Source organism: Pacificoceanicola algae, from assembly GCF_049341065.1.
In the GTDB taxonomy this organism is placed as follows: Bacteria; Pseudomonadota; Alphaproteobacteria; order Rhodobacterales; family Rhodobacteraceae; genus Pacificoceanicola.
Map to the genome: position 1 here is coordinate 393668 of NZ_JBMPIX010000001.1, position 25105 is coordinate 418772.

Here is a 25105-nt window from a genome sequence, read left to right on the forward strand (position 1 = left end):
ACAAAGGTATCGCGTGGAACAGGCCAGCGTGCAAGTCTGGCGGTGCGCTGAGGGCAATCTTTCGAATTGCGCCGCGGGGTTGGCGCTGCGCGCCCCGTGGGGGCAAAGCATCGGCGCTCAGGGCAGGCACAGGTTATTGGCAGGAAAAGTTGTTCTGAGGCTTTGAACGTCCATGTGTCTAGCGGGGAGTTGGATGGCGCTCGGTTCCGCGCCTTGCATGTACCCCGTCTTTTTTGCAGGCGTTTTCCATGGCAAGTCCAATTGTTGGTACCGCAGGGGATGACGCATTGCAGGACACCCCGGGCAACGACATTCTGAACGGGAACGAGAAAAGCGGCATTCAGTCTGGCGCGGACAGCGATGACGTCCTGAATGGTTGGACTGGAAACGACACGCTTGAAGGCGGTGCCGGCAACGATGTCGTGCTCAATCTCCCCGGTTTCCTGAAGGTTATCGTTCTTGAAAATCTGTCCATTGCCGACCTGAGCGCGGATGACTTCCTGTTCTGAGCCAAGCTTGGATCTGGCCGTTCACTCTGCCAAACGCTCGGCCAGATGGCCTGCGCAACCGGTCAGGGCGGCGTAATCGTCATCCACCAGATGGACCGGAAATTGCGTCATATAGGGGCCAAAGCGGCCCTTGTCGGCAAAGCTTTCGGCAAAGCCAAGGCGCAGCAGGTGCGGGCCAAAGTGGCGCACAACCCCGCCGACCAGATAGACGCCGCCAAAGGGCAGGGTGATCAACGCAAGGTTCCCGGCATAGCGGCCCATGAAGCGCACGAACAGTTTGGCGGCATGGGTCGCGCGGGGATCGCCGTTTTCAAAGGCCTGCATGATGGCGCCCGCGTCCAGCGGCGCGCTGTCATCACCGGCCTCATGGCTGAGCCAGGCATGGATACGCTCAAAGCCGCGCCCTGACAGAACATCCTCAAGGCCCGGCGTGCCGTGCTTTTGCGCCACCCATTCCTTGAGGCGCAGTTCTTCTTCGGTCTGGACAGGCAGGGTGATGTGACCGGCCTCGGCGGGGGGCACCACGGTCTGGCCGCCCATGTGATAGACCGGCGAGGCATTGAGCCCGGTGCCGACATTGACCACTAGTCGGGTCGCGTTGGCCTCTGCCGGGCGCCCCGGCAATATCGGCTTTTGCGAGTGATGATCCAGATGCGCCACCGCAAAGCCCTGCGCCTGCATGTCGTTCAGCACCGAGACAACCTTTGCGCCGGTTTCTGCCGCGATGCTGTCGGCGGCGATGCTCCAGCTGAGGTTGGTCATCTGCCCGACGCCATCCTTGACCGGACCGGCCATGTCGACGCAGACGGCGTGCGGGCGGGCGTCCGTGCCTGCCAGGAAATCGCGCAGGATCACCTCGATCCCGGACTGGTCGGCGTTGCGGTAGCGTTTGACCGTGTGCATCTGCACCTGTGTGCCGCGCGAAAAAGCCACCCGTGTGTTGGTTCCGCCAATATCGGCGACCACTGCCAGTTGATCCGTCATGCTACCGCCTCAAGCTGTTTGCCAGTGCGTGGTAAGAGGCTTTGGGCGTGCGTTCAAGCGTGTCAAAGTTCACATGGACCAAACCAAAGCGTTGTTCATAGCCGCAGGCCCATTCGTAATTGTCCAGCAGGCTCCAGATATAATAGCCTTTTACCGGCACGCCTTCGGCGATCGCCTTCCGCACTTTGTCCATGTGGGCATTGAGATAGGCGATGCGCTGCGGGTCATCGACATTGCCGTTTTCGATCACATCCGGCGAGGCAAGGCCGTTTTCGGTGACGATCAGCGGCAGATCGCCTGTGTAGTCACGCGCGGTCCGGGTGAGGAAGTTGTACAGGCCTTCCGGGTATATCTCCCATCCCATGAGGGTCTTTGGCAGGGGGCCTTCGATCTCTTTCAGGGCGGGCCATGGGCCGGCGTCCGGGCCGATCAGCTTGCGCGTATAGTAGTTCAGGCCGCACCAATCGACCGGGGTGGTGATGGTTGGAAAGTCGTCCTGCCAGTTCTGCGGCATGTGCGGCTCCAGCTCTTCGAGGACATTTGCCGGGTATGCGCCCTTGAACACGCCGCTGAGATACCAGTGGTTATAAATGCTGTCGTATAGCGCGGCTTTGCCCTGAGCCTCGGGGGAGCCGTCTGCCGGGGTGGCCCATTCCAGATTGAAGACCGCCCCGAGGTTATCCATGCCCAGATCGCGCATGGTCTGGATCGCCGTACCGTGGGCCAAAAGCACATGGTGCATGGCGCGGGCGGTGGCGCGAATGTCGCGCAGGCCGGGGGCGTGGTAGCCCATGAAATGCGACAGCCAGGCGACGCACCACGGCTCGTTTATCGGGGCGACGGAATACATCCGGTCGCCGATCCGCGACATCAGCGTTTGGGTATAGTCGCCGAACCACGAGGCAATGTCGCGGTTTCGCCAGCCACCAAGATCGGCCAGCGCCGAGGGCAGTTCCCAATGGTACAGCGTGGCGCAGGGCTTGATGCCGCGTTCCAGCATGGCGTCGGTCAACCGGTCGTAAAAGTCGAGCCCTTCGGGGTTGGCGGTCTTGCCATCGGGCATGACCCGCGCCCATGATGTCGAGAACCGATAGCAGTCCAGCCCGGCCGCCGCGACAAGATCAAGATCTTGTTCGTAGCGGTGATAGTGATCCACCGCGATCGCGCCGTTTTCGGCGTTCTTTACGTTGCCGGGCGTGGCGGAAAAATCGTCCCAATGGGTGCGGCCCGCGCCGCCAAAGCTGTGGCCCTCGATCTGATAGCTCGACGTGGCAACCCCGAACAGGAAGTCATCGGGGAAATCTTTGCGTGTATATTTCATGGCGTCCTCAGGTGGGGGCGGGGGCGGTCGAGCTTCCGATGATCAACTCGGCTTCCATCAGTTCCGTCAATGGGCCTTGGCCCGGCTCATCGATCAATTGCAACAGCATTTCCGCCAAGCGCGCCCCCGCCGTCCGAACGGAGGAGCGTGTGGCGGTGAAAATCGGAACGTCATGGCCATTCTTGAGATAGCTCAGATCGTCGTCATGGGTGATGACTGACACATCTCGCCCCATTTCCAGCCCGCGTTCGTGGATGGCGCGGCGCACGCCAATGGCTGTGATCATGGAGGCGGCAATAAAAGCAGTTGGCGGGGTGTCGCTGGCCAGCATGTCGCTGGTCGCAGTATAGCCAAAGATCTCGGTCATTTCGGCCGAACGCATCAACCCGGGATCAATCGCTATGCCGCGATTGTTCAAGGCCTGCTCATATCCCATGCGGCGGCGATGAGCGAAGTCCATGAACTCCAGACCATTGATCAGCCCGATCTTGCGGTGGCCCAGATCCAGAAGAAAGTCCGTTGCACGTTGAAATGCCCGGCTGTTGTTGGTGTCCAGATAGGAATAAGGCGTATTCACTTCGGAGGCGCGGCCATGGACAACGAAGGGCAACTTCAGGTTGTGCAGCAATTCGATCCGCCGGTCCGCCATGCGAGGGCCATGCACGATGATTCCATCGACATTGCCGCGCGCCTTGATTGACTGATAAGCGGCCTCTTCCTTGCTGTCCTCGACCAGAGAGATCACCACCTCGTAGCCGTGTTTTGCGTAGGTCACACCGGCCCCGGCAATGAAATCGCCAAAGATCGGGTTGACCATTTCATGTTGGTCAGAGACCGGCAAAACGTGCCCGATGGCCTTGGCACGCCCCGTGGCAAGGCCCTGCGCACGCGCATTCGGGCTATAATTCATGGCCTGTGCGGTCTTGAGAACCTTCTCGCGGGTCTTTTCGCTGACTTCGGGATAGCCGTTCAAGGCACGGCTAACCGTGGTCTGCGACAGGCCAAGATGCTGAGAGAGTTCTTTGAGGTTCATGAGTCTATACGAACCAAAGCGATTTGGATTTGTAAAGATATTCATGTGCCCGCGCCGAAAGAAAAATCTGGGGCGCTGCACGATAATTCTGCGCATTGGCGTAATTTTATAGCGGTTTGAGAAGGTCTTGGATTGACAGAATCCGAGAATCAAGCAATTGCTGATCCATCCAAAGCGCTTTGGTTAAAACTTATCGTTTGCTCATGCGCCGGACTGGTACATCATTGGCGTACAAAAACAGACTAACGGGAGGACTTCCATGAAACGAACTTATCTAATGGGCGTGGCCGTCGCGGCGTTGACCGCTGGCGCTGCGCAGGCTGAACAAATCACCGTCTTCGGGCCGTGGATCGGCGCAGACCAGGAACATGTCGAGGCCGTGCTGAGTGCCTTTGCGGAAAAATCCGGCCACGACGTGCGCTATACCGGCTCCGACAGCTTTGAGCAGCAGATCGTGATCGACACCGAAGCGGGCAGCGCGCCCAACGTATCGGTGTTTCCGCAGCCCGCCCTGGCCGCAAGCCTGGCCGAGCGCGGTTTCCTGACGCCGCTCAGGGACGGTACGGCTGATTGGGTCCGGGACAACTATGCCGCTGGCCAATCCTGGGTTGATCTGGGCACATACGGCGACGAAAATGGCGACGATCAGCTGTTCGGCTTTTTCTATAAGGTCGATCTGAAATCGCTGGTCTGGTACGTGCCTGAAAACTTTGAGGATGCCGGTTACGAAGTGCCCCAATCCATGGAGGAGCTGAAGGCGCTGACCGAACAGATCGTCGCAGATGGCGAAACCCCGTGGTGTATCGGTCTGGGCAGTGGCGGCGCGACCGGCTGGCCGGCCACCGACTGGGTCGAAGACATGATGCTGCGCACCCAGAGCCCCGACGTCTATGACCAGTGGGTAAGCAACGAGATCCCGTTTACCGATGAGCGTGTGGTCGGAGCGATCGACGAATTCGGCTGGTTCGCGCGCAATGACGACTTTGTTGCCGGTGGCGCCGCGGCCGTGGCCTCGACCGACTTCCGCGACAGCCCCAAGGGCATGTTTGAAGCACCGCCGCAGTGCTACATGCACCGTCAGGCGTCGTTCATCCCGTCGTTCTTCCCCGAAGGCAGCGTTGTTGGCGAAGATGTCGATTTCTTTTACTTCCCGGCCTACGCCGAGAAGGAGCTGGGCAACCCGGTGCTGGGTGCAGGGACGCTGTGGGCGATCACCAACGAAAACGAGGCCGCGCACGAGCTGATCGCGTTCCTCGAAACCCCCGAAGCGCATGAGATCTGGATGGGCCGCAAGGGCTTTCTGACGCCGCACAAGGGGGTCGATCTCGACAAGTTCAGCGACCCGACGCTGCGCAAGATGAACGAAATCCTGCTGGGCGCGACGACCTTCCGGTTTGATGCCTCGGACCTGATGCCGCCCGCCGTTGGGCAGGGCAGCTTCTGGACGGGCATGGTCGACTACACCGGCGGCAAGTCCGCAGCCGATGTGGCAAAGGAAATCCAGGACAGCTGGCCGAAATAACGCCGGGTTCCTGATGCGATAAGGACCGGCCCGGAAGTGCCCGGACCGGTCCACAGAAAGGCGCCAAGCGCCATTTGCGGGGGAGGGAAACATGCATCCAGCACTTCAGGGCCTGATGACGATCATCATCGGTGTCGGCGGCTGCGTCGGGTATTTTTATCTGTCAAACCAGTTGCTTGATAAAGTGATCTTTCCGTTCCGGCACGATGATGCCGGGCGCAACATCAACCGCGCCAATATGGTCAGGCCGTGGTTGTTCCTGTTTCCCGCAATCTTTGCGCTGGGACTATATCTGGCCTATCCGGTCGTTGAAACGCTGCGCCTGTCGCTGACCGATCGCAACGCCGGCGGGGCATTTGTCGGATTGCAGAATTACAGCCAGATGCTGAATGAGCCAAAGTTCTGGGAGGCCATGCGCAACAACATGCTGTGGCTGATCGTGGTGCCGGCGGCCTCGACCGCGTTTGGCCTGCTGGCGGCGCAGTTGACCGACCGGATCAAGTGGGGCGCCTTTGCCAAGTCGCTGATTTTTATGCCGATGGCAATTTCCTTTGTCGGAGCCTCGGTGATCTTCAAGCTGATCTATGACGCGCGGGCGGCGGACCAGCCGCAGATTGGCGTGCTGAATGCGGTCTGGCTGCAATTTGATGGCGGGTTCGGCAGTGTGCTGATGCTCAAAGTGGTGCCTTTGCTCATTGTTCTGAGCTTTGCGGCGATGGTGGCTTATGTCGGCTGGATCCTGATCCATCCGCTGATCGGCGGGCAAGGACGCTCGGGCTTCAAGGTGCTGCGGGTGCTGGCGGCGGCGATTGCCGCCTGGCTGGTGGTGATTTCCCTGTTGCAGATCGTCGATATCGTGACGGCAAGCCTGCCCTACGGAGAGCCGCAGCAATGGCTTACACTGGACTTCTACAACAACTTTTTCCTGATGGTGGTGCTGATCTGGATCCAGACCGGCTTTGCCATGGTGATCCTCAGCGCGGCGCTGCGCGGTATCCCCGAAGAGACGATCGAGGCGGCCATCGTGGATGGCGCCAACCCGTTTCAGGTGTTCTTCAAGATCAAGGTGCCGCAGATCATGGGGACCATCGTGGTCGTCTGGACGACGATCACCTTGGTGGTGCTGAAGATCTTTGACATCGTGTTTGCGATGACCAACGGCCAGTGGGAAACCCAGGTTCTGGCCAACTATATGTACGACAAACTGTTCCGCGCAGGGGATTGGGGTGTGGGATCGGCCAGTGCCATCGTGATCATGTTGCTGGTGTCACCAATCCTGATCTGGAACGTGTACAACGCGCGCAAAGAAATGCGCTGAGGGGGATAGGCTTATGGATAATATCGCAGGTAGCAAATCCTCTTTGACATGGGCGGTTCATCTGTCGGTCGTGTTCCTGGTGGCGATTTGGCTGTTCCCGACCGTCGGGCTGTTCGTGTCGTCGTTTCGGACGGGCGATCAGATCACTGGATCGGGCTGGTGGGCGTCGATGTTCCCGACCGAAGCGGTCGAGCAACTCCGCAGCGCTGACCCGGATGAGGCGCGGGTGGCTCAGGGCGCGCGCTTTGTGGTGCAGGGCAACCTTTTCGTTGAGGCGGGGACGACACCGGGCGACAGCAAAGTCTCGGCTTGGGGCACCTCGTCCCGCGATGTGGCGGCGTACGGACCGGGCGAGACTGCCGATATGGGGGACGGCGAGACGATGAGCGTCACTGAGTCCGGCGATTACGTCTGGAGCGGCAATGACGAGCAGATTTCCGGACGCGGGCAGCGGGTCTTTGTCACCGTTGAAAAGGCTCCCGAGTTCACCACCGCCAACTATGACCGCGTGCTGTTTTCCGGCAATGTCACGGACAGCATGGCCAAGGCGTTCTTCAACACGCTGACCGTGACGGTGCCGGCAACGATCATCCCGATCGTGGTTGCGGCTTTTGCGGCCTACGCGCTGGCCTGGATGGATTTTCCGGGGCGGGCACTGTTGGTGGCCTTTGTGGTGGGACTGCTGGTTGTGCCGCTGCAACTGGCGCTGATCCCGCTGCTGAAACTGCACCTGTCCATTGGCATCGGCAAAGGCTACTTGGGGGTGTGGCTGGCGCATACGGCCTTTGGCCTGCCATTGGCGATCTACCTTCTGCGCAACTACATGGTCGGGCTGCCGCGTGACATCATCGAGAATGCGCGGGTGGACGGGGCGACGGATTTCCAGATCTTCACCAAGATCATTCTGCCATTGTCCTTCCCGGCGCTGGCCTCGTTTGCGATCTTCCAGTTCCTTTGGACGTGGAACGATCTTCTGGTGGCAAAGGTGTTCCTGATTGATGCGACTGGTCAAACAACGGTCATGACCAACCAGATCGTTGAACTGCTGGGCACTCGCGGGGGCAACTGGGAAATTCTGGCCACGGCCGCCTTCGTTTCCATTGCCGTGCCGCTGGCCGTCTTCTTTGCCATGCAAAAGTATCTCGTGCGCGGTCTTCTGGCTGGCTCGGTGAAATAGAAAATCTCAGCCCCGGGACCACGGCCCCGGGGCGACAGACGAAAGGTCGCGGGGCACCCCGGGGCTTGGAGGCACCATCATGAACGCAGAGGCGAAAATCGATATGTCGAAAACGCTGACAACCGATCCAGACTGGTGGCGCGGTGCGGTGATTTACCAAATCTATCCGCGCAGCTATCAAGACAGCAATGGCGACGGGGTCGGAGACCTTTTGGGGATCACCCACCGTCTGCCGCATATCGCTTCACTCGGTGTTGATGCGATCTGGATCTCGCCATTCTTCAAATCGCCAATGAAGGATTTTGGCTATGACGTCAGCGATTATTGCGATGTCGATCCGATGTTCGGCTCTCTGGCGGATTTCGACGCGTTGATTGGCATGGCGCATCAGTTGGGATTGCGGGTGATGATCGACCTCGTGTTGTCGCACACCTCGCAGGATCATCCATGGTTCGAGGAAAGCCGCGCGGACAAGACCAATGACCGCGCCAACTGGTACGTCTGGGCCGATGCGAAGCCCGATGGCACCCCGCCGAACAACTGGCTGTCGATCTTTGGCGGCTCGGCCTGGGAATGGGATTCGCGGCGCTGCCAGTATTACATGCACAACTTCCTGACCTCGCAGCCGGATCTGAATTTCCACGAACCGCAGGTGCAGGAGGCGCTGCTGAAGGTGGCCGAGTTCTGGCTGGATCGCGGGGTCGATGGCTTCCGTCTGGATACCATCAACTTCTACGTTCACGATCAGGAGTTGCGCGACAACCCGGCACTGTCCGAAGACAAGCGCAACCCGATCAGCGCACCCGCCGTGAATCCCTATACCTGGCAGGAACATCTTTACGACAAGAACCGCCCCGAGAACCTTGAGTTCCTGCGCAAGCTGCGCACGCTGATGAACCGCTATAACGCGGCCGCCGTTGGCGAGGTGGGCGATGACCTCTACGGGCTTGATATTCTGGGCGAATATACCTCGGGCGGGGACAAGGTTCAGATGAGCTATGCGTTTGAGCTGCTGTCCTCCGTGCCTCCGACCGCCGAATATGTCGCCAGCGTCATGGACCTTGTCGATGAAAAGGCGCCCAACGGCTGGGTGTGCTGGGCCTTTTCCAACCACGATGTGCCGCGCCACATCTCGCGCTGGAACCTGCCGGATGCGGCGGCGCGGGCCTATACCACGCTGATGATGTGCCTGCGTGGCTCGGTCTGCCTGTATCAAGGCGAAGAGCTGGGCCTGCCCGAAGCCGATCTTAACTTTGAGGATCTTCAGGACCCTTACGGCATCCAGTTCTGGCCCGAGTTCAAGGGCCGCGATGGCTGCCGCACGCCGATGGTCTGGGACAACAACAACCAGAACGGCGGCTTTACCAGCGGCAACCCCTGGTTGCCGATCAGCCATGATCATCTGCCGCGCGCGGTGTCCGAGCAGGAAAGGGACCCCGGGGCGCTGCTGCACCACTATCGAAAGGCGATCCATTTTCGCCACTCGCACAGGGCTTTGGTCAAGGGGACACACGACAAGGTGCAAGCCACAGGCAGTGTGGTGCATTTTCTGCGTGAAGATGAAAATGAGACAATCTTTGTCGCGGTGAACCTGTCCGGCGAGCCTTGGACAATCGACATGCCAGAGGGAAAGTGGCACCAGATCGGCATCGAACTGGGCAGCACAGGACCGGCTCCCGATGGCAAACTGCATCTTGGCCCATGGCAGCCAGCGCTGGCGCTGTGTCAATCGGCATAACGGATAACGATAGAAGGAGGGGGAGGCATGGCCAATCTAAAGCTGAAGGGGGTCGAAAAGACCTATGGCGGCGCGGTCAACGTGCTCAAGGATATCAACCTTGAAATTGAGCAGGGTGAGCTGATCGTTTTTGTCGGACCGTCTGGCTGTGGCAAGTCCACGCTTTTGCGGATGATCGCAGGTCTTGAAAAGATCACTGGCGGCACGCTTGAAATCGACGGGCAGGTGGTGAATGACGTGCCCCCCGCGCAGCGTGGCATTGCCATGGTGTTCCAGTCCTATGCGCTTTACCCGCATATGACCGTGCGCGAGAACATGTCATTTGCTTTGAAACTGGCCAAGAAATCGCAGGCCGAGATCGACGAGGCGGTGAACCGCGCAGCCAAGATGCTGCAACTGGAAGAGTATCTGGATCGCCTGCCCAAGGCGCTTTCGGGTGGCCAGCGACAGCGGGTGGCGATTGGCCGGTCGTTGGTGCGCGACCCCAAGGTCTATCTGTTCGACGAGCCGCTTTCGAACCTTGACGCCGCGCTACGTGTGGCGACGCGGATCGAGATCGCGCAGCTCAAAGAACAGATGCCTGACCGCACGATGATCTATGTGACCCACGATCAGGTCGAGGCGATGACCCTGGCCACCCGGATTGTGGTGCTGGCGAACAAGGGGATAGCGCAGGTCGGCTCACCCCTCGATCTATACGAGCGGCCGAACAGCGAATTCGTCGCGCAATTCATTGGCTCGCCCTCGATGAACCTTCTTCCGGGCGAAGTGACGGGCACAGGGCCCCAGACCCGGGTCAAGCTGGCCGGCGGCGGCGAGGTGCTGTCGGATTATCCCACCAGCGAGGCGGACATGGGGCTGAAGGTCAACGTTGGCGTGCGCCCCGAAGATATGATTGAGACATTGGGCGCCGAATACGTCTATTCCGGCAAGGTGGATTTCACCGAAGCCTTGGGTGAGGTGACGCTGCTGTACTTCCAGCCCGAAGGCGTCGCGGACCCGGTGATCGCCAAGCTGCCGGGAATCCACCGGGATGCGCGCGGATCCGAGATTCGGCTCGGCGCTGAGCCGTCGAAGATGCATCTGTTCGCCAACGGGGTGTCGCTGCTGTATCGCTAGGTTTGATCCAACGGTGCGCGCCTTGCGGCGCGCGCCGTTTTGTATTGCGTTCAGGCCACGCAGGCCTTGGGGGCGCTGCCCCCAAACCCCCGGGATATTTCCGGACCAGTGAAAGGCTTAGCGGGTGATTTCACCACCAGCGCTTTGCCAATGGCCGAGGCCGCCGATGTTGTGGACCTCTTCGTGTCCCATGCGTTGCAGCATCATTTTTGCCATCGAGGAGCGTGCGCCCGAAGCGCAGTAGACCGCAATCGGCTTGCCTTTCTTCAGTTCCGGAAGGCATTCGGGGCTGCGCGGATCGGCACGCATTTGCAGGGTCGCGCTTGGGATTTCCAATGCGCCTTTGGCTTTGCCTGACATGCGAACTTCCATCGGGTCGCGGATGTCGATCACGATGATGTCCTGTGTGGCACTGCGTGTGATCGCCTCTTGCGGGGTCATATCGCCGCTGTGCGCGGCATTGTTCAGAAATGCAAACATTGAGCGTCTCCTGGGCTGTTGCCCAAGAGATATACATTCTGTAAATTGAATGTAAAGAGGAAAGCCTCACGTTCCCTTAATGTTCTCAATTTTCCATTGGCGATCCTTTCGGTTTCGCCTATCTGTTAGTCGGTCGTGAATCCGGGGTACGAAATGGCTGAGTTGAAATATATCGAAGTGCGCGGGGCGCGCGAACATAACCTCAAGTCCATTGACGTGGATATCCCGCGTGATGAATTGGTGGTGATTACCGGGCTGTCAGGGTCAGGAAAATCGTCTTTGGCCTTTGACACGATATATGCGGAAGGGCAGCGGCGCTATGTCGAATCGCTGAGCGCCTATGCCCGGCAATTCCTTGATATGATGGAGAAACCTGACGTCGATCATATCAGCGGCCTGTCCCCGGCGATTTCGATTGAACAAAAGACGACCAGCAAGAACCCGCGCTCGACCGTCGGCACGGTGACCGAGATTTACGACTATATGCGGCTGCTGTTTGCGCGGGTTGGCACGCCCTTTAGTCCGACCACCGGACTGCCCATCGAGGCGCAGCAGGTGCAGGACATGGTTGATCGGGTGATGGCGCTGGAAGAGGGGACGCGCGCCTTTTTGCTGGCGCCGATCGTGCGCGACCGCAAGGGCGAGTACCGCAAGGAGTTCCTTGAGCTGCGCAAGCAGGGGTTTCAGCGGGTGAAGGTGGACGGCGAATTCCACGAGTTGGACAACCCGCCGACGTTGGACAAGAAGTTTCGCCATGACATCGACGTGGTGGTGGATCGGGTTGTCGTGCGCGAGGGGATGGAGACCCGGCTGGCGGACTCGTTCCGCACTGCGTTGGATCTGGCCGATGGTATCGCGATCCTTGAGACGGCACCCAAAGCGGCGGACGGCGAAGACGCGCCTGCGCCTGAACGCATGACATTTTCCGAGAATTTTGCCTGTCCTGTCAGCGGCTTCACCATCCCCGAGATCGAGCCGAGGTTGTTTTCCTTCAACGCGCCGTTTGGGGCATGTCCGGAATGTGACGGCCTTGGGGTGGAGCTGTTCTTTGACGAACGGCTGGTGGTGCCGGACCAGACGCTGAAGATTTCCGATGGCGCACTGGCGCCCTGGCGCAAAGGCAAGAGTCCGTATTTCCTGCAGACGATCGATGCCATCGCCAAGCATTACGAGTTCGACAAGAAGGCCCGCTGGAAAGACCTTCCGGCGCATGTGCAGCAGGTGTTCCTTTACGGGTCGGGCGATGAGGAAATCCAGTTCCGCTATGACGAGGGCGGGCGGGTGTATCAGGTCAGCCGCAGCTTTGAAGGCGTCATTCCGAATATGGAACGCCGCTATCGCGAAACCGATTCGAACTGGATTCGCGAAGAGTTCGAGCGCTATCAGAACAACCGGCCTTGCGGCGCCTGTGGCGGCTATCGTCTGCGCGAAGAGGCCTTGGCGGTCAAGATCGGTCCAGCCAAGGGCGGACCGGATGAATTGCTGCACGTGGGGCAGGTGGTTCAGATGTCGATCCGCGAGGCCTTTGAGTGGTGCGGATCGGTGCCCGAGGCGCTGAGCAAGCAAAAGAACGAAATCGCCAAGGCGATCCTCAAGGAAATCCGTGAACGGCTTGGGTTCCTGAACAACGTTGGGCTGGAATACCTGACGCTGTCGCGCGCCGCCGGAACGCTGTCGGGCGGCGAAAGCCAGCGGATCAGGCTGGCCAGCCAGATCGGCAGCGGGCTGACCGGGGTGCTGTATGTGCTGGACGAACCCTCGATCGGGTTGCACCAGCGCGACAACTCGCGCCTTCTGGACACTCTGAAAAACCTGCGCGATCAAGGCAATACGGTGATCGTGGTCGAACACGACGAAGAGGCGATCCGCGAGGCGGATTATGTCTTTGACATCGGACCGGGCGCCGGGGTGCACGGCGGTCAAGTGGTGGCCAAGGGCACGCCTGCGGAAATCATGGCGGACCCGGCCAGCGTCACCGGTCAATACCTGTCAGGTCTTCGCGAAATCCCCGTTCCCGCCGAGCGGCGCAAGGGGAACAAGAAAAAGCTGACGGTGGTCAAGGCGACAGGCAACAATCTGCGCGAGGTGACGGCTGAATTCCCGCTGGGCAAGTTTGTCTGCGTGACGGGGGTTTCCGGCGGCGGCAAGTCGACTCTGACGATCGAAACGCTGTTCAAGACCGCCAGCATGGCGCTGAATGGCGCGCGGCAGACACCGGCCCCTTGCGAAACGATCAAGGGGCTGGAGCATCTGGACAAGGTGATCGACATCGACCAGCGCCCCATCGGGCGCACGCCGCGCTCCAACCCGGCGACCTACACTGGCGCCTTTACCCCGATCCGCGATTGGTTCGCCGGTCTGCCCGAGGCCAAGGCGCGTGGCTACAAGCCCGGGCGCTTTTCCTTCAACGTGAAAGGCGGGCGCTGCGAGGCCTGTCAGGGGGATGGTGTCATCAAGATCGAGATGCATTTCCTGCCCGACGTTTATGTCGAATGCGAGACCTGCAAGGGTAAGCGGTACAACCGCGAAACGCTCGAAATTCGCTTTAAAGGCAAGAGCATCGCCGACGTTCTTGATATGACTGTGGAAGAGGGACAGGAGTTTTTCAAGGCGGTGCCCAGCATCCGCGACAAGATGGATGCGCTGGCCCGCGTGGGGCTTGGCTATATCAAGGTGGGACAGCAGGCGACGACCCTTTCGGGTGGCGAGGCGCAGCGCGTAAAGCTGTCGAAGGAACTGGCGAAACGGTCAACCGGACGAACGCTGTATATTCTGGACGAGCCGACCACAGGCCTGCATTTCGAAGACGTGCGCAAACTGTTGGAGGTGCTGCACGAGCTGGTGGATCAGGGCAATACAGTGGTTGTGATCGAACATAACCTTGATGTGATCAAGACCGCTGACTGGCTGATCGACATCGGCCCTGAAGGCGGCGATGGCGGCGGCGAGATCGTCGCGGTCGGTACGCCGGAGAAAGTGAGCGAGGTAGAAGCCTCGCACACAGGGCGTTATCTCAAACCGATGCTGAAATCGCGCAAGGTTGCGGCCGAGTGATGGGGCGCGGCGACGGTTTTGATCTGGTCGGTGTCGCGCAAAATTGGAAAGGGGGCCGCTTGGGCCCCCTTGTCCGTTTCAGGATTTGGTCTTGCAGGTGTTGATGCCCAGCAGCGCATAGGGCGGGCATGAGCCCATCGCAGAGGTGGCCAGCATCACGATGCCCACGATCAGCGCCAGCCATTTAAGGCTGCCCGCAATCATGAAGAAGGCAATGACAAGGACCACACCGACAATGGCGCGAATGAGGCGGTCGGTCTGACCCATATTCTTGGAAAACATGCTTTCCCCCGGAAAAGGTTGATCTATAAGTATCCTTTACTCAATATAGCATGTTCCGAATATGACATGGATCAACTTCGCGTGCGGGCCTCGAAGCGCGGCAGCATGGCCGAGAAATCCTTGCCGGATCCGTCTTCGTCCTCGACAAAGCGCTGGTACAGCTCCATCGCGGCCTGTCCCATGGGGGTGTCCGCATCGGCGCTGGTTGCGGCCTGCTGCGACAGGCGCAGGTCCTTGAGCATCAGATCGGCGGCAAATCCGGGCTGATAGCCGTTGTCTGCCGGGGATTTCGGGCCAATCCCGGGCGCCGGGCAATAGGCGTTCATCGACCAGCTATAGCCCGAAGAAGTGCTGACAACGTCAAACATCGCCTGACGGTCAAGACCAAGCTTGTCGGCAAGGGCAAAAGCCTCGCATGTGGCGATCATCGTGACGCCAAGGATCATGTTGTTGCAGATCTTGGCCGCCTGACCATTGCCCGAGGGGCCGCAGTGCACGGCCTTCTGCCCCATGATGTCGAACAGCGGCTTGGCCTTGGCAAAGGCGTCATCGCTGCCGCCAACCATGAAGGTCAGCGTGCCAGCCGTTGCTCCGCCAACGCCACCGGACACCGGGGCGTCAAGTGCGCCAAGGCCTGCGGCTTCGGCCTGGGCGGCGACGGCGCGGGCGCTGTCCACATCGACGGTCGAGCAATCAAGCAGCACGGCGCCGGGCTGCATCGCGGGAATGATCTCATCCGCGACGCTGCGCAGGATGGCGCCATTGGGCAGCATGGTGATGACCACGTCGGCGCCCGCGGCGGCCTTTGCGGCTGTTTCGGCTTGCGCTGTGCCTTCGACCGTGACGCCAGCCACGTCAAATCCGGTCACGTCATGCCCTGCGGCAGACAGGTTCGCCGCCATCGGGCCGCCCATGTTTCCAAGTCCGATAAATCCGATCTTCATGCTCTTCTCCCTGAAATCGAGCGCCTCTTTGCCAAGTGGCGCCAGCATACGTGAGACGTCAACAGCGGGCACCTTGTCCAGATCGTGCCGCCATTTCGGGCTTTTGTCCTTGTCGATGATGGCGGCGCGGATGCCTTCAAGGAAGTCCCCGTGTTCCATGATCCGATGGCTGACGCGGTATTCCAACTCCAACGCCTTGCGGATCGTCAGGCCCGTGCCGCGCAGACGGTGGATCATTTCCAGCGTGACAGCCATGGAAAGCGGCGCATTACGACCAACAGTTTTCAGTGTCTTGGCGGCGAACTCACTATCATCTGCACGCAGGGCGTTGAGCACATCTGTCAGAGCCTCCCCGGCAAAGAGCGCGTCGATCTGGGGCTGCTGAGCCGCAAGCGGGCTTTCCGGTGGGGGCAGGGCGCTTTGGCGGGCGAGCGTTGCATCGCCGGTTTCAATCATCTTTGCCTTGAGCGCGGGCCATTGGTCCTCAGGAACGTAAAAATCTGCAAATCCGACGTAGATCGCGTCACCGGGGCCCATGCGCGCGGCGGTCAGTCCAAGGTATTCACCCAGCCGCCCGGGCGCTTGAGCAAGCCGGAAGGTCCCGCCCACGTCGGGAACGAACCCGATGCTGACCTCGGGCATGGAAATCTGGGTGCTGCCCGTAACGATGCGATGCGAACAATGCCCGCCCAGACCGACGCCGCCGCCCATGACAAAGCCATGCAGGAAGGAAACGATGGGTTTGGGGTATTCCGCCAGCTTGGCGTTCAGCCGGTATTCATCACGCCAGAATTGCCGTCCATAGTCGAGATTGCCCTCGGTTCCGGTCTGGTACATTTCGGCGATATCGCCGCCGGCGCAAAAGGCGCGTTCACCTTCTGCGTCCAGCAGGACCAGCTCGATTTCCGGATCGTTGCGCCACGCCTCCAGCGCTTTTTCGACACTCAGGCACATGTCATAGCTGAGCGCGTTCAGCGCCTTGGGACGAGTCAGGGTGATGAGGCCTGCGCGGCCTGTTTTGCGGATTTGAATATCGGACATGGCAGCGGCCTTGCGTTTTTTCGTGGACAGCCCCGGGGGCGCTGCCCCCGGACCCCCGGGATATTTCTGGACCAGTGAAGGGGCGGGTCAGTTCGCCAACATATGCCGGGCGGTGATCAGGCGCATGATCTCATTGGTGCCTTCAAGGATCTGGTGCACGCGCAGATCGCGTACCAGTTTTTCGATTCCGTAATCGGCCAGATAGCCGTAGCCGCCGTGCAGTTGCAGGCATTGGTCAACCGTCTTGCTGCCTGCTTCGGTGACGAATTTCTTGGCCATGGCGCAGAACTTGGTGGCGTCGGGTGCCTTGGTATCCAGTTTCCATGCAGCCTGACGCAGGAAGGTGCGGGCGGCCTGCAGTTCGATTTCCATATCGGCAAGTCGGAATTGCAGGGCCTGGAACTGGTCGATGCTTTTGCCGAAAGCCTTGCGTTCGGACATGTACTGCAGCGTCATGTTCAGGGCGGTCTGGGCTGCGCCGAGCGAACAGGCCGATATGTTCAGGCGGCCACCGTCCAGGCCCGCCATGGCGTATTTGAACCCCTGACCTTCTTCTCCGACCAACATGTCGTGAGGCACTGTGCAGTCGTCGAACTGCACCTGCCGGGTGGGCTGCGACTTCCAGCCCATCTTGTCCTCGAGCCCGCCAAACGACAGGCCGGGGGTGCCATCCTCGACGTAGAGGGTCGAGATGCCCTTGGGGCCGTCTTCGCCGGTGCGGCACATGACGACATAGGCATCCGAATAACCACCGCCCGAGATAAAGGCCTTGGTGCCGTTCAGCTTGAAGCCTTCGTTGGTCTTTTCCGCGCGGGTTTTCAGCGCGGCTGCGTCGGACCCCGAGCCCGGCTCTGTCAGGCAGTAGCTGAGCACGGTTTCCATCGTCAGGGCTTTGGGCAGGATGCGTGCCTTCATTTCATCGCTGGCAAAGCTGTCCAGCATTCGGGCGCACATGTTGTGGATCGACAGGAAGGCGGCGACCGAGGGGCAGGCCATCGAGAGGGCTTCGAACACCAGTGTCGCGTCAAGTCGGCTGAGGCCCGAACCGCCAGCCTGTTCGGAAACATAAAGCCCGCCGAACCCCAGTTCCGCGAGTTGCGGCCAAAGCTCTTTCGGGATGGTGCCCTGCGCTTCCCATTCGCGGGCATGGGGGGCGATATGTTCCTGCCCGAAGGCATGGGCCATGTCGAAGATGGCGGTCTGTTCCTCGGTAAGTGCGAAATCCATGTCTGGCCCTCCCTGCCTTTGAATTGAACGCTTGTTCAGATTGTGCAGGAAGTGGCGTGCGGATGCAAGGCGGGCGGCCATCGTGTTTGCGCTAAAATGACAGCCCGACTTGGGGTTTGGGAGGAATTCCGGGAAGCCGGGTTCGGAATGCCCGTGCGTTACGCCGACACGGTGGTGCGGATCACGGTTTCGACCCTGTGCAGACCCACGGTATTGTCGAATTTTGTTTCAGCCGTGGCGCGGGCCGCCGCGCTCATGGTGCTGCGATCGGGCATGTCGAGGATCTGCGTTATGCGGTCCGCAAAAGCCGCCTCGTCCCATTCGTCCACCAACAATCCGTTGACGCCATCTTCGACCGCCTCGGGGATGCCGGCGTGGCGGGTGGAGAGCGTGATGCAACCGCAGGCCAGCGCCTCCTGGATAGCGGTAGGCAGGCCCTCGGTATTGCCGTTCTTGGCGGTGATCGAGTGTTGAAGGAAAACCTCGGTGTCCTGCAGATGCTGGCGCACCTGATCATGGGGCAGGGCGCCGGTAAAACTGATCTGCGCAGCAACGCCAAGTTCCGCTGCGAGGGCTTTGGAAGGCTCCAGCAGGGGGCCGTCACCAATGAATGTCAGATGGGCATCGCGCCCCTGTGCAGCTTGGGCAAAGGCGCGCAGGGTGATCTGGGGTGCCTTCTTTTCCACCATGCGCCCGACGGCCAGAAAACTGCCGGGGCGCTTTTTGCCGGGTGTGAACCTGCGAATGTCCACACCAGAGGGCACTACATGAGCGTTGTCATGGCGCACGCCATGCGCGGCGAGATTGTCGAGCAGGAACTGACTGACCGAGAACATACCTGCCAGCCGCGGCATCATCAGCCGGTAGGACCGCACTCTTTGGCTGGATTGTAGCGCCGCCGAGGCGTCGGTGCCGCGCCAGTAGGTAAAGACCGGGATACCCAGATCGTTGCCCAGTTTCGCCACCACCAGGGCCTGCGTTCCGAACTCGGCAAGGATTACCTCGACCTGATGTTCTTTCAGGAAGGCGATCAGCCGTGCGCGATTGTCGCCGAAGGGCAGCCGCGACGTGCCGTGCAGGAGCGCACCCGAAAGCGCCGCGAAGGGGGCTGCCAACTTGTCGCGCAACGTCAACGGTGCACGGCGTTCAAACAGCGGTTTTCCCAGAGGGTCCTGACCGTTCTTGCGCCCGCATATCACCACCGTGTCGCCCCCGAACATGTGCTCGATATGGCGGTTGATAAAGGTTTCCCCCATCAAGAAATAATCTGATGTGGCGATGGCGATTTTCATAAAGCCCTCATGCTTTGTACGCCGCACTTACCGTTTGGGAGCCGGACTGCCAAGGGCGCAGGTCTGGCTGGCTGTGGTGTCGGTCAAAGGTCTTAAAGGTCCGCGTGAAATTCTTCGACCAGATGTTGAACGACAGCACGCATCTGGCCTTCGTGATCCAGCCCCTCCGACTTGGCCTTGGCCAGTACGGCGCGCTGGCGGGTCGAGCTGTTGCCTTCCAAGGCAATCTCACGGGCGCGTTCCACTTCGCGCAGGCAGCGCAGAATGCCCGCGTCCTGTTCGATCAATTCGATCATCTCATCGACCAGCGCCGGAAAGTCGACGATCTCGGCGGCACCAAAATCGATCAGCCCTTCGTCGACGCCATAGCGCTGCGCCCGCCAGCGGTTTTCGCCAATCAAAAAACGGTCATAGATGCGCCAACGCTGGTTCTTGATCCTCAGCCGCCAGAGCATCCGCAGCAGGCACTGGTTCAGCGCGGCCAGCGTCAGGGCGTGTTCCATGCGCGGCTGCACATCCATGATCCGGCTTTCCAGAGTCGGGAACCGGGACGAGGGGCGCAGATCCCACCAGATCCGGCTGCTATCCTCGATCACCCCCAGATCCACCAGCATCTGGACCGAGCGCTGGTAATCCGACCAGCTTTCGAACTGCGGCGGCAGGCCGGTCCGGGGCAGGTTGTCAAAGACGGAAATCCGGTACGAGGCAAGGCCGGTGTCCTGTCCTTGCCAGAACGGTGAGGATGTGGACAGCGCCAACAGATGCGGCAGGAAATAGCTCATCTGGCGCATCAGGTCCGCCCGGATCTGATCGCTGCCAATCCCGACATGCACGTGCATGCCGCAGATCAACATACGTCGAACAACGCCGCCCAGATCCCGGCTGAGTTCATTGTAGCGCTGCTTGTCCGTGTGGTGCTGGTTCTTCCAATCGGCCAGCGGATGGCAAGAGGCCGCGATCGGCGCCATTCCGCGTGCGCGGGCGTGCTTGGCCACCGTGCTGCGCAGGCGTTTCAAATCTTCGCGTGCCGTGGCGATATCGGCGCAGGGTTTTGTGCCAATCTCGATCTGGCATTGCAGAAACTCGGGGCTGACCTGCCCTTCAAGTTCGGCGGCGCAATCTTCCATCAGCCCTTTTGGCGCCTCGATCAGCGCAAAGCTGTCCAGATCGACCAGAAGGTACTCTTCCTCGATACCGAGCGTGAACTCTGGTTCCTGCATTGTACTCACTCCCCTTCTGGTCGGTTCAGTTGAGCGCAAAACCGGGCGTGAGAGCAATGGGAATTTCGGCAGGGGCAAGCCGTGGTGATCAGGCGGAGATTTTCAGCATTTCCTGAAATCTTTCGGGGGGCAGATCCACGATTTTCGCCGCCTCTGCCCAGTTGCGCACAAGATGGACGTCGAAGGGCGTCCGGCCGTCCATCAACTGCTGGAACATGCGCGCCATACCAAATTGAATGTCCTTTGGCGCGATGATGACGAGTGGTGTATTTTGATCCACCTGCGATGAGATCTCTCCCAGGAAAGTAACCAAACTGGAGATCTGGGCGAAGTTCGCATCGAAATCCGTGACATCGCTCAGATCGTAGATCTGCGCCATTTGCGGCAAATAGTTGGGTTCCGCCAATGCGCTTTTGGTCGATGTTCGACAATCCTGAGTTGTATACGTGCCGTATTTTCGGAACACGATACATTGTTGGGCGGAGTAAATCTGGTAACAGACCGGCATAACAGAAACCTAATTTGTGAAATCAAAACACATGCCCGCTGTGTCACAGGCATGGATCTCTATAGCACAACTATAGCGATAGTAAAACTATAGCGATAGTATATCCTTAAATGAGCATAAGCCCTGCCGTTCAAGCCGGAAAGCTGTGGGTTCTTTGTCAGTTCGTTCCGCTTTCAATGGCATCGTTCAGGGCTTGCATGCTTGTGTAAGGCTGTCCGGCCAGTCGCAGAGCCTCTGATTGATCCCTGCAGACGATAATCTTGATGTTTGAAATCGGGTTTTGAACCTGCTCCAGCAAACGCGCCATGCCATAGATCGCGTCACTTCGTGCATAGATGACGCTCAGAATTGGGCGCTGAAAAACCTTCAGGGATTTTCGTAACTCCAAGAGCCGGGACAGAATACTGCTGTAATCCGAATTGATCGAGACAAGTGAACTTGTGTCACTCAGCATCACCAGATCAGGTGAAAACCCCTTGGCCGAGATATAGTCCTCGAAAACGTTCGCACAGTCTGACGTGTCCACTTCTCCTTCAAACCTGAAAAACGCAAGCCGCCTGTCCGGATGTATCGAGAAGCGGATCGGCATGGGGGCTCCGTTGTCTGGTTTGAATTAGTTAGTTATTCGAAACTGACGTAAGGGCAATGTATTTCATCAAAAAAATGAGGGCACCGCAATCGGCGCCCCCAATTTAAGCGAATTGTCTTTGTCTGGCCAATCAGTCCATGGCTTTGAAGTTGAATTCGCCACCTTCCTTGATCCCCGAAAACCAGCGCGCCGTGACGGTTTTGGTCTTGGTGTAAAAGCGGAAGGCGTCGGGACCGTATTGGTTCAGATCCCCAAAGGCCGACTTCTTCCAGCCGCCGAAGGTGTGATAGCTCAGCGGAACCGGGATCGGGAAATTGATGCCGACCATGCCGACATTGACCCGGTGGGCAAAGTCGCGCGCGGTGTCGCCATCGGCGGTGTAGATCGCGGTGCCGTTGCCATAGGGGTTGTCCATGGTCAGCTTCAGCGCCTCTTCATAGCTGTCAGCGCGCACCTGGGACAGAACCGGGCCAAAGATTTCCTCTTTGTAGATGTCCATGTCCGGGGTCACGTTGTCGAACAGCGACGGGCCGACGAAATAGCCGTTCTCATAGCCTTGCAGTTCAAACCCGCGTCCGTCGATCACCAGATTTGCGCCCTGTTCGACACCCGAGTTGATCAGCCCTTCGATCCGCGCCTTGGAGGCGGCGGTGATGACCGGGCCGTAATCTACGTCAGTGCCTGCGGTGTAAGGGCCGACCTTCAGCTTTTCGATGCGCGGGATCAGCTTTTCGATCAGCGTATCGGCGGTTTCCTTACCCACCGGGACCGCGACCGAGATCGCCATGCAGCGTTCACCCGCCGCACCGTAACCGGCACCGACCAGCGCGTCCGCGGCCATGTCCATGTCGGCGTCGGGCATGATGATCATGTGGTTCTTGGCACCGCCAAAGCACTGGGCGCGTTTGCCGTTATTGGCCGCGCGGCCATAGATGTACTGCGCAATCGGGGTCGAGCCGACAAAGCCCACGGCCTGCACGGTGTCGTTGTCGAGGATCGCGTCGACCACTTCCTTGTCGCCGTTGACCACCTGAAGCACGCCGTCGGGCAGGCCCGCTTCGGTCAGCAGTTCGGCCAGACGCAGCGCGGTCGAGGGGCAACGCTCGGAGGGTTTGAGGATCATGGCGTTGCCGCAGGTCAGGGCAGGGGCCATCTTCCAAAGCGGGATCATCGCAGGGAAGTTGAAGGGCGTGATGCCCGCAACCACACCCAGCGGTTGGCGCATGGAGTAAAGGTCGATGCCGGGGCCGCCATCGTCGGTGAACTCGCCCTTGAGCAGCGACGGCCCGCCCATGCAAACTTCGACCACCTCAAGACCGCGCTGAACGTCGCCGCGCCCGTCGGGCAAGGTCTTGCCGTGCTCGCGGGAAACCAGCTCGGCCAGTTCGTCCATATGTTCGTTGATCAGGGCACCGAACTTCATCATCACGCGGGCGCGGCGCTGCGGGTTGGTGGCGCCCCATACCTTTTGCGCCTCGGCGGCGGCGGCAACGGCGGCGTTCAGCTCGTCCACGGTGGCCAGCGGCACCTGCGCCTGAACTTCACCGGTTGCGGGGTTCATGACATCGGAAAAGCGACCCGAGGTGCCTTTGACGTGTGCGCCGTTGATATAGTGAGACAGTTCTTGCATTGCAGATCCTCCAAGATTTGGCGTGACCATACTCTTGCAAAAATGCGCAATAAAGGGGCAATGTGGCAAAAGGGTTTTGCAAAAATGCAGGGGCGTGATGTCGGATAGCTGGGATGACCTGCGCATTTTCCTTGCGGTCGCGCGCGGCGAAAGCCTGTCGGCGGCCGGGCGGTTGCTGCGAATGGACCCGGCGACCGTTGGCCGGCGTGTCGCCCGACTGGAACAGAGCATGGGTGCGGCGCTGTTTGTCAAAAGTCCGCAGGGCTATGCGCTGAGCGAGGCGGGCGCGCGCATGTTGCGCCATGCCGAAGAGGCCGAGCAGGCGCTCAGCCTTGCGTCAGAGGCGGTGCGCGGCGGCGCCGAGGGGCTGTCTGGCCAAATCAGGATCGGCGCGCCGGATGGCTGCGCCAATTTCCTTTTGCCACAGGTCTGCGCCGCGATTTCCGCCGAGAACCCAGACCTTGAAGTGCAGATCGTCGCGCTGCCGCGTGTGGTCAATCTGTCCCGGCGCGAGGCCGATATGGCCATCGCCGTCAGCGCCCCGACAGCCGGGCGTCTGGCGGTTCAAAAGATCACCGATTACCGCCTGCATCTGGCTGCATCCAAGCAGTATCTTGCGCAAAACACCCCCATTCGTGCGGTCAGTGACCTGCATGATCACCGCATCACCGGCTATATTCCCGACATGATCTTTGACAAGGAGTTGGATTATCTGGGCGAACTTGGCCTGACCCAGGTGCCACTGACCTCCAATTCCGTTTCGGTGCAGTTCAACTGGATCCGGCAGGGCGCAGGGGTGGGTATCGTGCATGACTTTGCTCTGCCAAGCGCCCCCGATCTGCGCCGCATTCTGACCGATGAGGTCAGCCTGATCCGAAGTTTCTATCTTGTGCGCCATGTCGATGATCGCCGCCTTGAACGGATGAATCGTTTTGCAATGGCCCTTGTGGACGGCATGCGGGCCGAACTTGCGCGTCTTGAGGCCCTTTGCCTGAATGTCTGACTTGACAGAGTGACGCACCCGGAGGACGCTGTACCGAGGGGCAGCGCATTTAAGGAGGACCGACATGCAAGTGCAGAACATCCTGAAGAGTAAGGGATCCGACGGTGTGGTCACGGTGAAACCCGGGACTTTGATTTCCGACGCCGCCAAGATCCTTGCCGAAAAACGGATCGGCACCGTGGTGATCTCTGAAACCGGGAAAGATGCAAAGGGCATCCTGTCCGAACGTGACATCGTGCGGGAACTCGCAGCCCACGGCGCGGCCTGCATGTCGGAAACCGTCGACAACTACATGACGAAGAAACTGGTCACCTGCACGCGGTCGGACAAGGCCGATGATGTGCTGAGCAAGATGACCGAAGGACGTTTCCGCCATATGCCGGTTGTCGAAAACGGCGAAATGATCGGGCTGATCACCATCGGTGACGTCGTCAAGGCGCGCCTGTCCGAACTTGCGATGGAGAAGAGTGCCCTTGAAGGCATGATCATGGGCCACTGAGGCTTTTGCCAACTTTCTGGGTTGCATTCCGCTGCGCAATATTGTTGCGTGCGCCCCAACGTGGCGAAGAGGGGAGACCCCCATGCGTATTGGTTTGTATCCCGGGACATTCGATCCCATAACCCTTGGGCATATCGACATTATTCGCCGGGCAACCGCCTTGGTCGATCGTTTGGTGATCGGCGTGGCCATCAATCGCGACAAGGGGCCGCTCTTTTGTTTGGAAGAGCGCGTCGCCATGATCGAAGCCGAATGTGAAGCGCTGTCGAAAGCCACCGGCACCGAGATCGTCGTTCATCCCTTCGAGAACCTGCTGATCAATTGCGCGCGCGATGTCGGGGCGCAGATCATTGTCCGCGGTCTGCGGGCCGTCGCTGATTTCGAGTATGAATATCAGATGGTTGGGATGAACAGGGCGCTGGACAGCTCGGTCGAGACGGTCTTTCTGATGGCCGAGGCCAGGCATCAGGCAATTGCGTCAAAGCTGGTGAAAGAAATTGCGCGTCTGGATGGCGATGTCGCCAAGTTCGTCACTCCGCCGGTGCGCGAGGCTTTGCTTGAAAAGCTGGGCAAAACGAAAAGTTGAGCGCCGTCCATGATCCTTCGATCATGATC

General features: G+C 59.7%; 22 protein-coding genes and 1 pseudogene. 10 read left to right on the top strand and 13 right to left on the bottom strand.

Annotation, left to right across the window (positions count from 1 at the left end; translation table 11 throughout):
- The first annotated feature begins 248 nt into the window (after positions 1–248).
- The gene (locus tag ACOYQJ_RS01870) at positions 249–509 is read left to right on the top strand and encodes a hypothetical protein (protein WP_422904297.1); all 261 of its coding nucleotides are present in this window, start codon (positions 249–251) and stop codon (positions 507–509) included.
- Between the two features lie 21 nt (positions 510–530).
- Here the strand turns inward: ACOYQJ_RS01870 and ACOYQJ_RS01875 are convergent, their stop codons facing one another.
- Genes ACOYQJ_RS01875 through ACOYQJ_RS01885 form a run of 3 tightly spaced genes read right to left on the bottom strand, consistent with a single transcriptional unit; the run spans position 531 to position 3847 of the window.
- A complete protein-coding gene (locus tag ACOYQJ_RS01875; protein ID WP_422904298.1) occupies positions 531–1493 on the bottom strand; it encodes a glucokinase in 963 nt (320 codons plus the stop codon).
- 1 nt (position 1494) lies between these two features.
- Entirely contained in the window at positions 1495–2814 is a 1320-nt protein-coding gene (locus ACOYQJ_RS01880; RefSeq protein WP_422904299.1) for a GH1 family beta-glucosidase, read from the bottom strand.
- A 7-nt stretch (positions 2815–2821) separates the two neighbouring features.
- Positions 2822–3847, bottom strand: a complete 1026-nt coding sequence (locus ACOYQJ_RS01885) for a substrate-binding domain-containing protein (protein ID WP_422904300.1) — start codon at positions 3845–3847, stop codon at positions 2822–2824.
- A gap of 259 nt (positions 3848–4106) precedes the next feature.
- Between ACOYQJ_RS01885 and ACOYQJ_RS01890 the strand changes: the two genes are divergently transcribed.
- The 5 genes from ACOYQJ_RS01890 (at position 4107) to ACOYQJ_RS01910 (ending at position 10721) form a co-directional block, all read left to right on the top strand.
- A complete protein-coding gene (locus ACOYQJ_RS01890; protein WP_422904301.1) occupies positions 4107–5369 on the top strand; it encodes an ABC transporter substrate-binding protein in 1263 nt (420 codons plus the stop codon).
- Positions 5370–5460: 91 nt separating this feature from the next.
- Positions 5461–6687 (top strand): carbohydrate ABC transporter permease, encoded by a 1227-nt coding sequence (locus ACOYQJ_RS01895; RefSeq protein WP_422904302.1) that lies wholly within the window; start codon positions 5461–5463, stop codon positions 6685–6687.
- 13 nt (positions 6688–6700) lie between these two features.
- On the top strand, positions 6701–7864 hold the full coding sequence (locus ACOYQJ_RS01900) for a carbohydrate ABC transporter permease (RefSeq protein ID WP_422904303.1): 1164 nt from the start codon (positions 6701–6703) through the stop codon (positions 7862–7864).
- Positions 7865–7943: 79 nt separating this feature from the next.
- A complete protein-coding gene (locus ACOYQJ_RS01905; RefSeq protein WP_422904304.1) occupies positions 7944–9602 on the top strand; it encodes an alpha-glucosidase in 1659 nt (552 codons plus the stop codon).
- 27 nt (positions 9603–9629) lie between these two features.
- Positions 9630–10721, top strand: a complete 1092-nt coding sequence (locus ACOYQJ_RS01910) for an ABC transporter ATP-binding protein (RefSeq protein WP_422904305.1) — start codon at positions 9630–9632, stop codon at positions 10719–10721.
- 117 nt (positions 10722–10838) lie between these two features.
- On the opposite strand, the gene ACOYQJ_RS01915 is transcribed toward ACOYQJ_RS01910, so the two are convergent.
- Positions 10839–11201, bottom strand: coding sequence for a rhodanese-like domain-containing protein (locus ACOYQJ_RS01915; protein ID WP_422904306.1), 363 nt, complete (start codon positions 11199–11201; stop codon positions 10839–10841).
- 153 nt (positions 11202–11354) lie between these two features.
- Between ACOYQJ_RS01915 and uvrA the strand changes: the two genes are divergently transcribed.
- A complete protein-coding gene (gene uvrA / locus ACOYQJ_RS01920; protein WP_422904307.1) occupies positions 11355–14255 on the top strand; it encodes an excinuclease ABC subunit UvrA in 2901 nt (966 codons plus the stop codon).
- Positions 14256–14333: 78 nt separating this feature from the next.
- Here the strand turns inward: uvrA and ACOYQJ_RS01925 are convergent, their stop codons facing one another.
- From ACOYQJ_RS01925 to ACOYQJ_RS01965, 9 genes and pseudogenes are all read right to left on the bottom strand, one after another.
- Complete coding sequence (locus ACOYQJ_RS01925) at positions 14334–14537, bottom strand: YgaP family membrane protein (protein ID WP_422904308.1); 204 nt, start codon at positions 14535–14537, stop codon at positions 14334–14336.
- A 71-nt stretch (positions 14538–14608) separates the two neighbouring features.
- Positions 14609–15481 carry a 3-hydroxyisobutyrate dehydrogenase gene (gene mmsB, locus ACOYQJ_RS01930; protein ID WP_422904440.1) on the bottom strand — a complete coding sequence of 291 codons (873 nt, stop codon included), beginning with the start codon at positions 15479–15481 and terminating at the stop codon, positions 14609–14611.
- A 27-nt stretch (positions 15482–15508) separates the two neighbouring features.
- Positions 15509–16522: pseudogene (locus ACOYQJ_RS01935) on the bottom strand (enoyl-CoA hydratase/isomerase family protein); the annotation flags it as partial.
- A gap of 87 nt (positions 16523–16609) precedes the next feature.
- A complete protein-coding gene (locus tag ACOYQJ_RS01940; RefSeq protein WP_422904309.1) occupies positions 16610–17749 on the bottom strand; it encodes an acyl-CoA dehydrogenase family protein in 1140 nt (379 codons plus the stop codon).
- 158 nt (positions 17750–17907) lie between these two features.
- The gene (locus tag ACOYQJ_RS01945) at positions 17908–19041 is read right to left on the bottom strand and encodes a glycosyltransferase (RefSeq protein ID WP_422904310.1); all 1134 of its coding nucleotides are present in this window, start codon (positions 19039–19041) and stop codon (positions 17908–17910) included.
- A gap of 92 nt (positions 19042–19133) precedes the next feature.
- Positions 19134–20261, bottom strand: a complete 1128-nt coding sequence (locus ACOYQJ_RS01950) for a carboxylate-amine ligase (protein ID WP_422904311.1) — start codon at positions 20259–20261, stop codon at positions 19134–19136.
- A gap of 88 nt (positions 20262–20349) precedes the next feature.
- On the bottom strand, positions 20350–20769 hold the full coding sequence (locus ACOYQJ_RS01955) for a hypothetical protein (protein ID WP_422904312.1): 420 nt from the start codon (positions 20767–20769) through the stop codon (positions 20350–20352).
- 157 nt (positions 20770–20926) lie between these two features.
- Positions 20927–21358, bottom strand: coding sequence for a hypothetical protein (locus ACOYQJ_RS01960; RefSeq protein ID WP_422904313.1), 432 nt, complete (start codon positions 21356–21358; stop codon positions 20927–20929).
- A 130-nt stretch (positions 21359–21488) separates the two neighbouring features.
- The gene (locus ACOYQJ_RS01965; RefSeq protein WP_422904314.1) at positions 21489–22988 is read right to left on the bottom strand and encodes a CoA-acylating methylmalonate-semialdehyde dehydrogenase; all 1500 of its coding nucleotides are present in this window, start codon (positions 22986–22988) and stop codon (positions 21489–21491) included.
- 97 nt (positions 22989–23085) lie between these two features.
- Here ACOYQJ_RS01965 and ACOYQJ_RS01970 point away from each other — a divergent pair, with 97 nt between their 5' ends.
- From ACOYQJ_RS01970 to coaD, 3 genes are all read left to right on the top strand, one after another.
- Positions 23086–23991 (top strand): LysR family transcriptional regulator, encoded by a 906-nt coding sequence (locus ACOYQJ_RS01970; protein ID WP_422904315.1) that lies wholly within the window; start codon positions 23086–23088, stop codon positions 23989–23991.
- A 64-nt stretch (positions 23992–24055) separates the two neighbouring features.
- Positions 24056–24490: a CBS domain-containing protein gene (locus ACOYQJ_RS01975; protein ID WP_422904316.1), complete on the top strand. Its 435-nt coding sequence runs from the start codon at positions 24056–24058 to the stop codon at positions 24488–24490.
- An 82-nt stretch (positions 24491–24572) separates the two neighbouring features.
- The gene (coaD, locus tag ACOYQJ_RS01980) at positions 24573–25076 is read left to right on the top strand and encodes a pantetheine-phosphate adenylyltransferase (protein WP_422904317.1); all 504 of its coding nucleotides are present in this window, start codon (positions 24573–24575) and stop codon (positions 25074–25076) included.
- Positions 25077–25105 lie beyond the last annotated feature (29 nt).

Coding starts and splice junctions, on each gene's coding strand:
- ACOYQJ_RS01870 (WP_422904297.1), top strand. CDS start 249: ATGGCAAGTCCAATTGTTGGTACCGCAGGGGATGACGCATTGCAGGAC.
- ACOYQJ_RS01875 (WP_422904298.1), bottom strand. CDS start 1,493: ATGACGGATCAACTGGCAGTGGTCGCCGATATTGGCGGAACCAACACA.
- ACOYQJ_RS01880 (WP_422904299.1), bottom strand. CDS start 2,814: ATGAAATATACACGCAAAGATTTCCCCGATGACTTCCTGTTCGGGGTT.
- ACOYQJ_RS01885 (WP_422904300.1), bottom strand. CDS start 3,847: ATGAACCTCAAAGAACTCTCTCAGCATCTTGGCCTGTCGCAGACCACG.
- ACOYQJ_RS01890 (WP_422904301.1), top strand. CDS start 4,107: ATGAAACGAACTTATCTAATGGGCGTGGCCGTCGCGGCGTTGACCGCT.
- ACOYQJ_RS01895 (WP_422904302.1), top strand. CDS start 5,461: ATGCATCCAGCACTTCAGGGCCTGATGACGATCATCATCGGTGTCGGC.
- ACOYQJ_RS01900 (WP_422904303.1), top strand. CDS start 6,701: ATGGATAATATCGCAGGTAGCAAATCCTCTTTGACATGGGCGGTTCAT.
- ACOYQJ_RS01905 (WP_422904304.1), top strand. CDS start 7,944: ATGAACGCAGAGGCGAAAATCGATATGTCGAAAACGCTGACAACCGAT.
- ACOYQJ_RS01910 (WP_422904305.1), top strand. CDS start 9,630: ATGGCCAATCTAAAGCTGAAGGGGGTCGAAAAGACCTATGGCGGCGCG.
- ACOYQJ_RS01915 (WP_422904306.1), bottom strand. CDS start 11,201: ATGTTTGCATTTCTGAACAATGCCGCGCACAGCGGCGATATGACCCCG.
- uvrA (WP_422904307.1), top strand. CDS start 11,355: ATGGCTGAGTTGAAATATATCGAAGTGCGCGGGGCGCGCGAACATAAC.
- ACOYQJ_RS01925 (WP_422904308.1), bottom strand. CDS start 14,537: ATGTTTTCCAAGAATATGGGTCAGACCGACCGCCTCATTCGCGCCATT.
- mmsB (WP_422904440.1), bottom strand. CDS start 15,481: ATGAAGATCGGATTTATCGGACTTGGAAACATGGGCGGCCCGATGGCG.
- ACOYQJ_RS01940 (WP_422904309.1), bottom strand. CDS start 17,749: ATGGATTTCGCACTTACCGAGGAACAGACCGCCATCTTCGACATGGCC.
- ACOYQJ_RS01945 (WP_422904310.1), bottom strand. CDS start 19,041: ATGAAAATCGCCATCGCCACATCAGATTATTTCTTGATGGGGGAAACC.
- ACOYQJ_RS01950 (WP_422904311.1), bottom strand. CDS start 20,261: ATGCAGGAACCAGAGTTCACGCTCGGTATCGAGGAAGAGTACCTTCTG.
- ACOYQJ_RS01955 (WP_422904312.1), bottom strand. CDS start 20,769: ATGCCGGTCTGTTACCAGATTTACTCCGCCCAACAATGTATCGTGTTC.
- ACOYQJ_RS01960 (WP_422904313.1), bottom strand. CDS start 21,358: ATGCCGATCCGCTTCTCGATACATCCGGACAGGCGGCTTGCGTTTTTC.
- ACOYQJ_RS01965 (WP_422904314.1), bottom strand. CDS start 22,988: ATGCAAGAACTGTCTCACTATATCAACGGCGCACACGTCAAAGGCACC.
- ACOYQJ_RS01970 (WP_422904315.1), top strand. CDS start 23,086: ATGTCGGATAGCTGGGATGACCTGCGCATTTTCCTTGCGGTCGCGCGC.
- ACOYQJ_RS01975 (WP_422904316.1), top strand. CDS start 24,056: ATGCAAGTGCAGAACATCCTGAAGAGTAAGGGATCCGACGGTGTGGTC.
- coaD (WP_422904317.1), top strand. CDS start 24,573: ATGCGTATTGGTTTGTATCCCGGGACATTCGATCCCATAACCCTTGGG.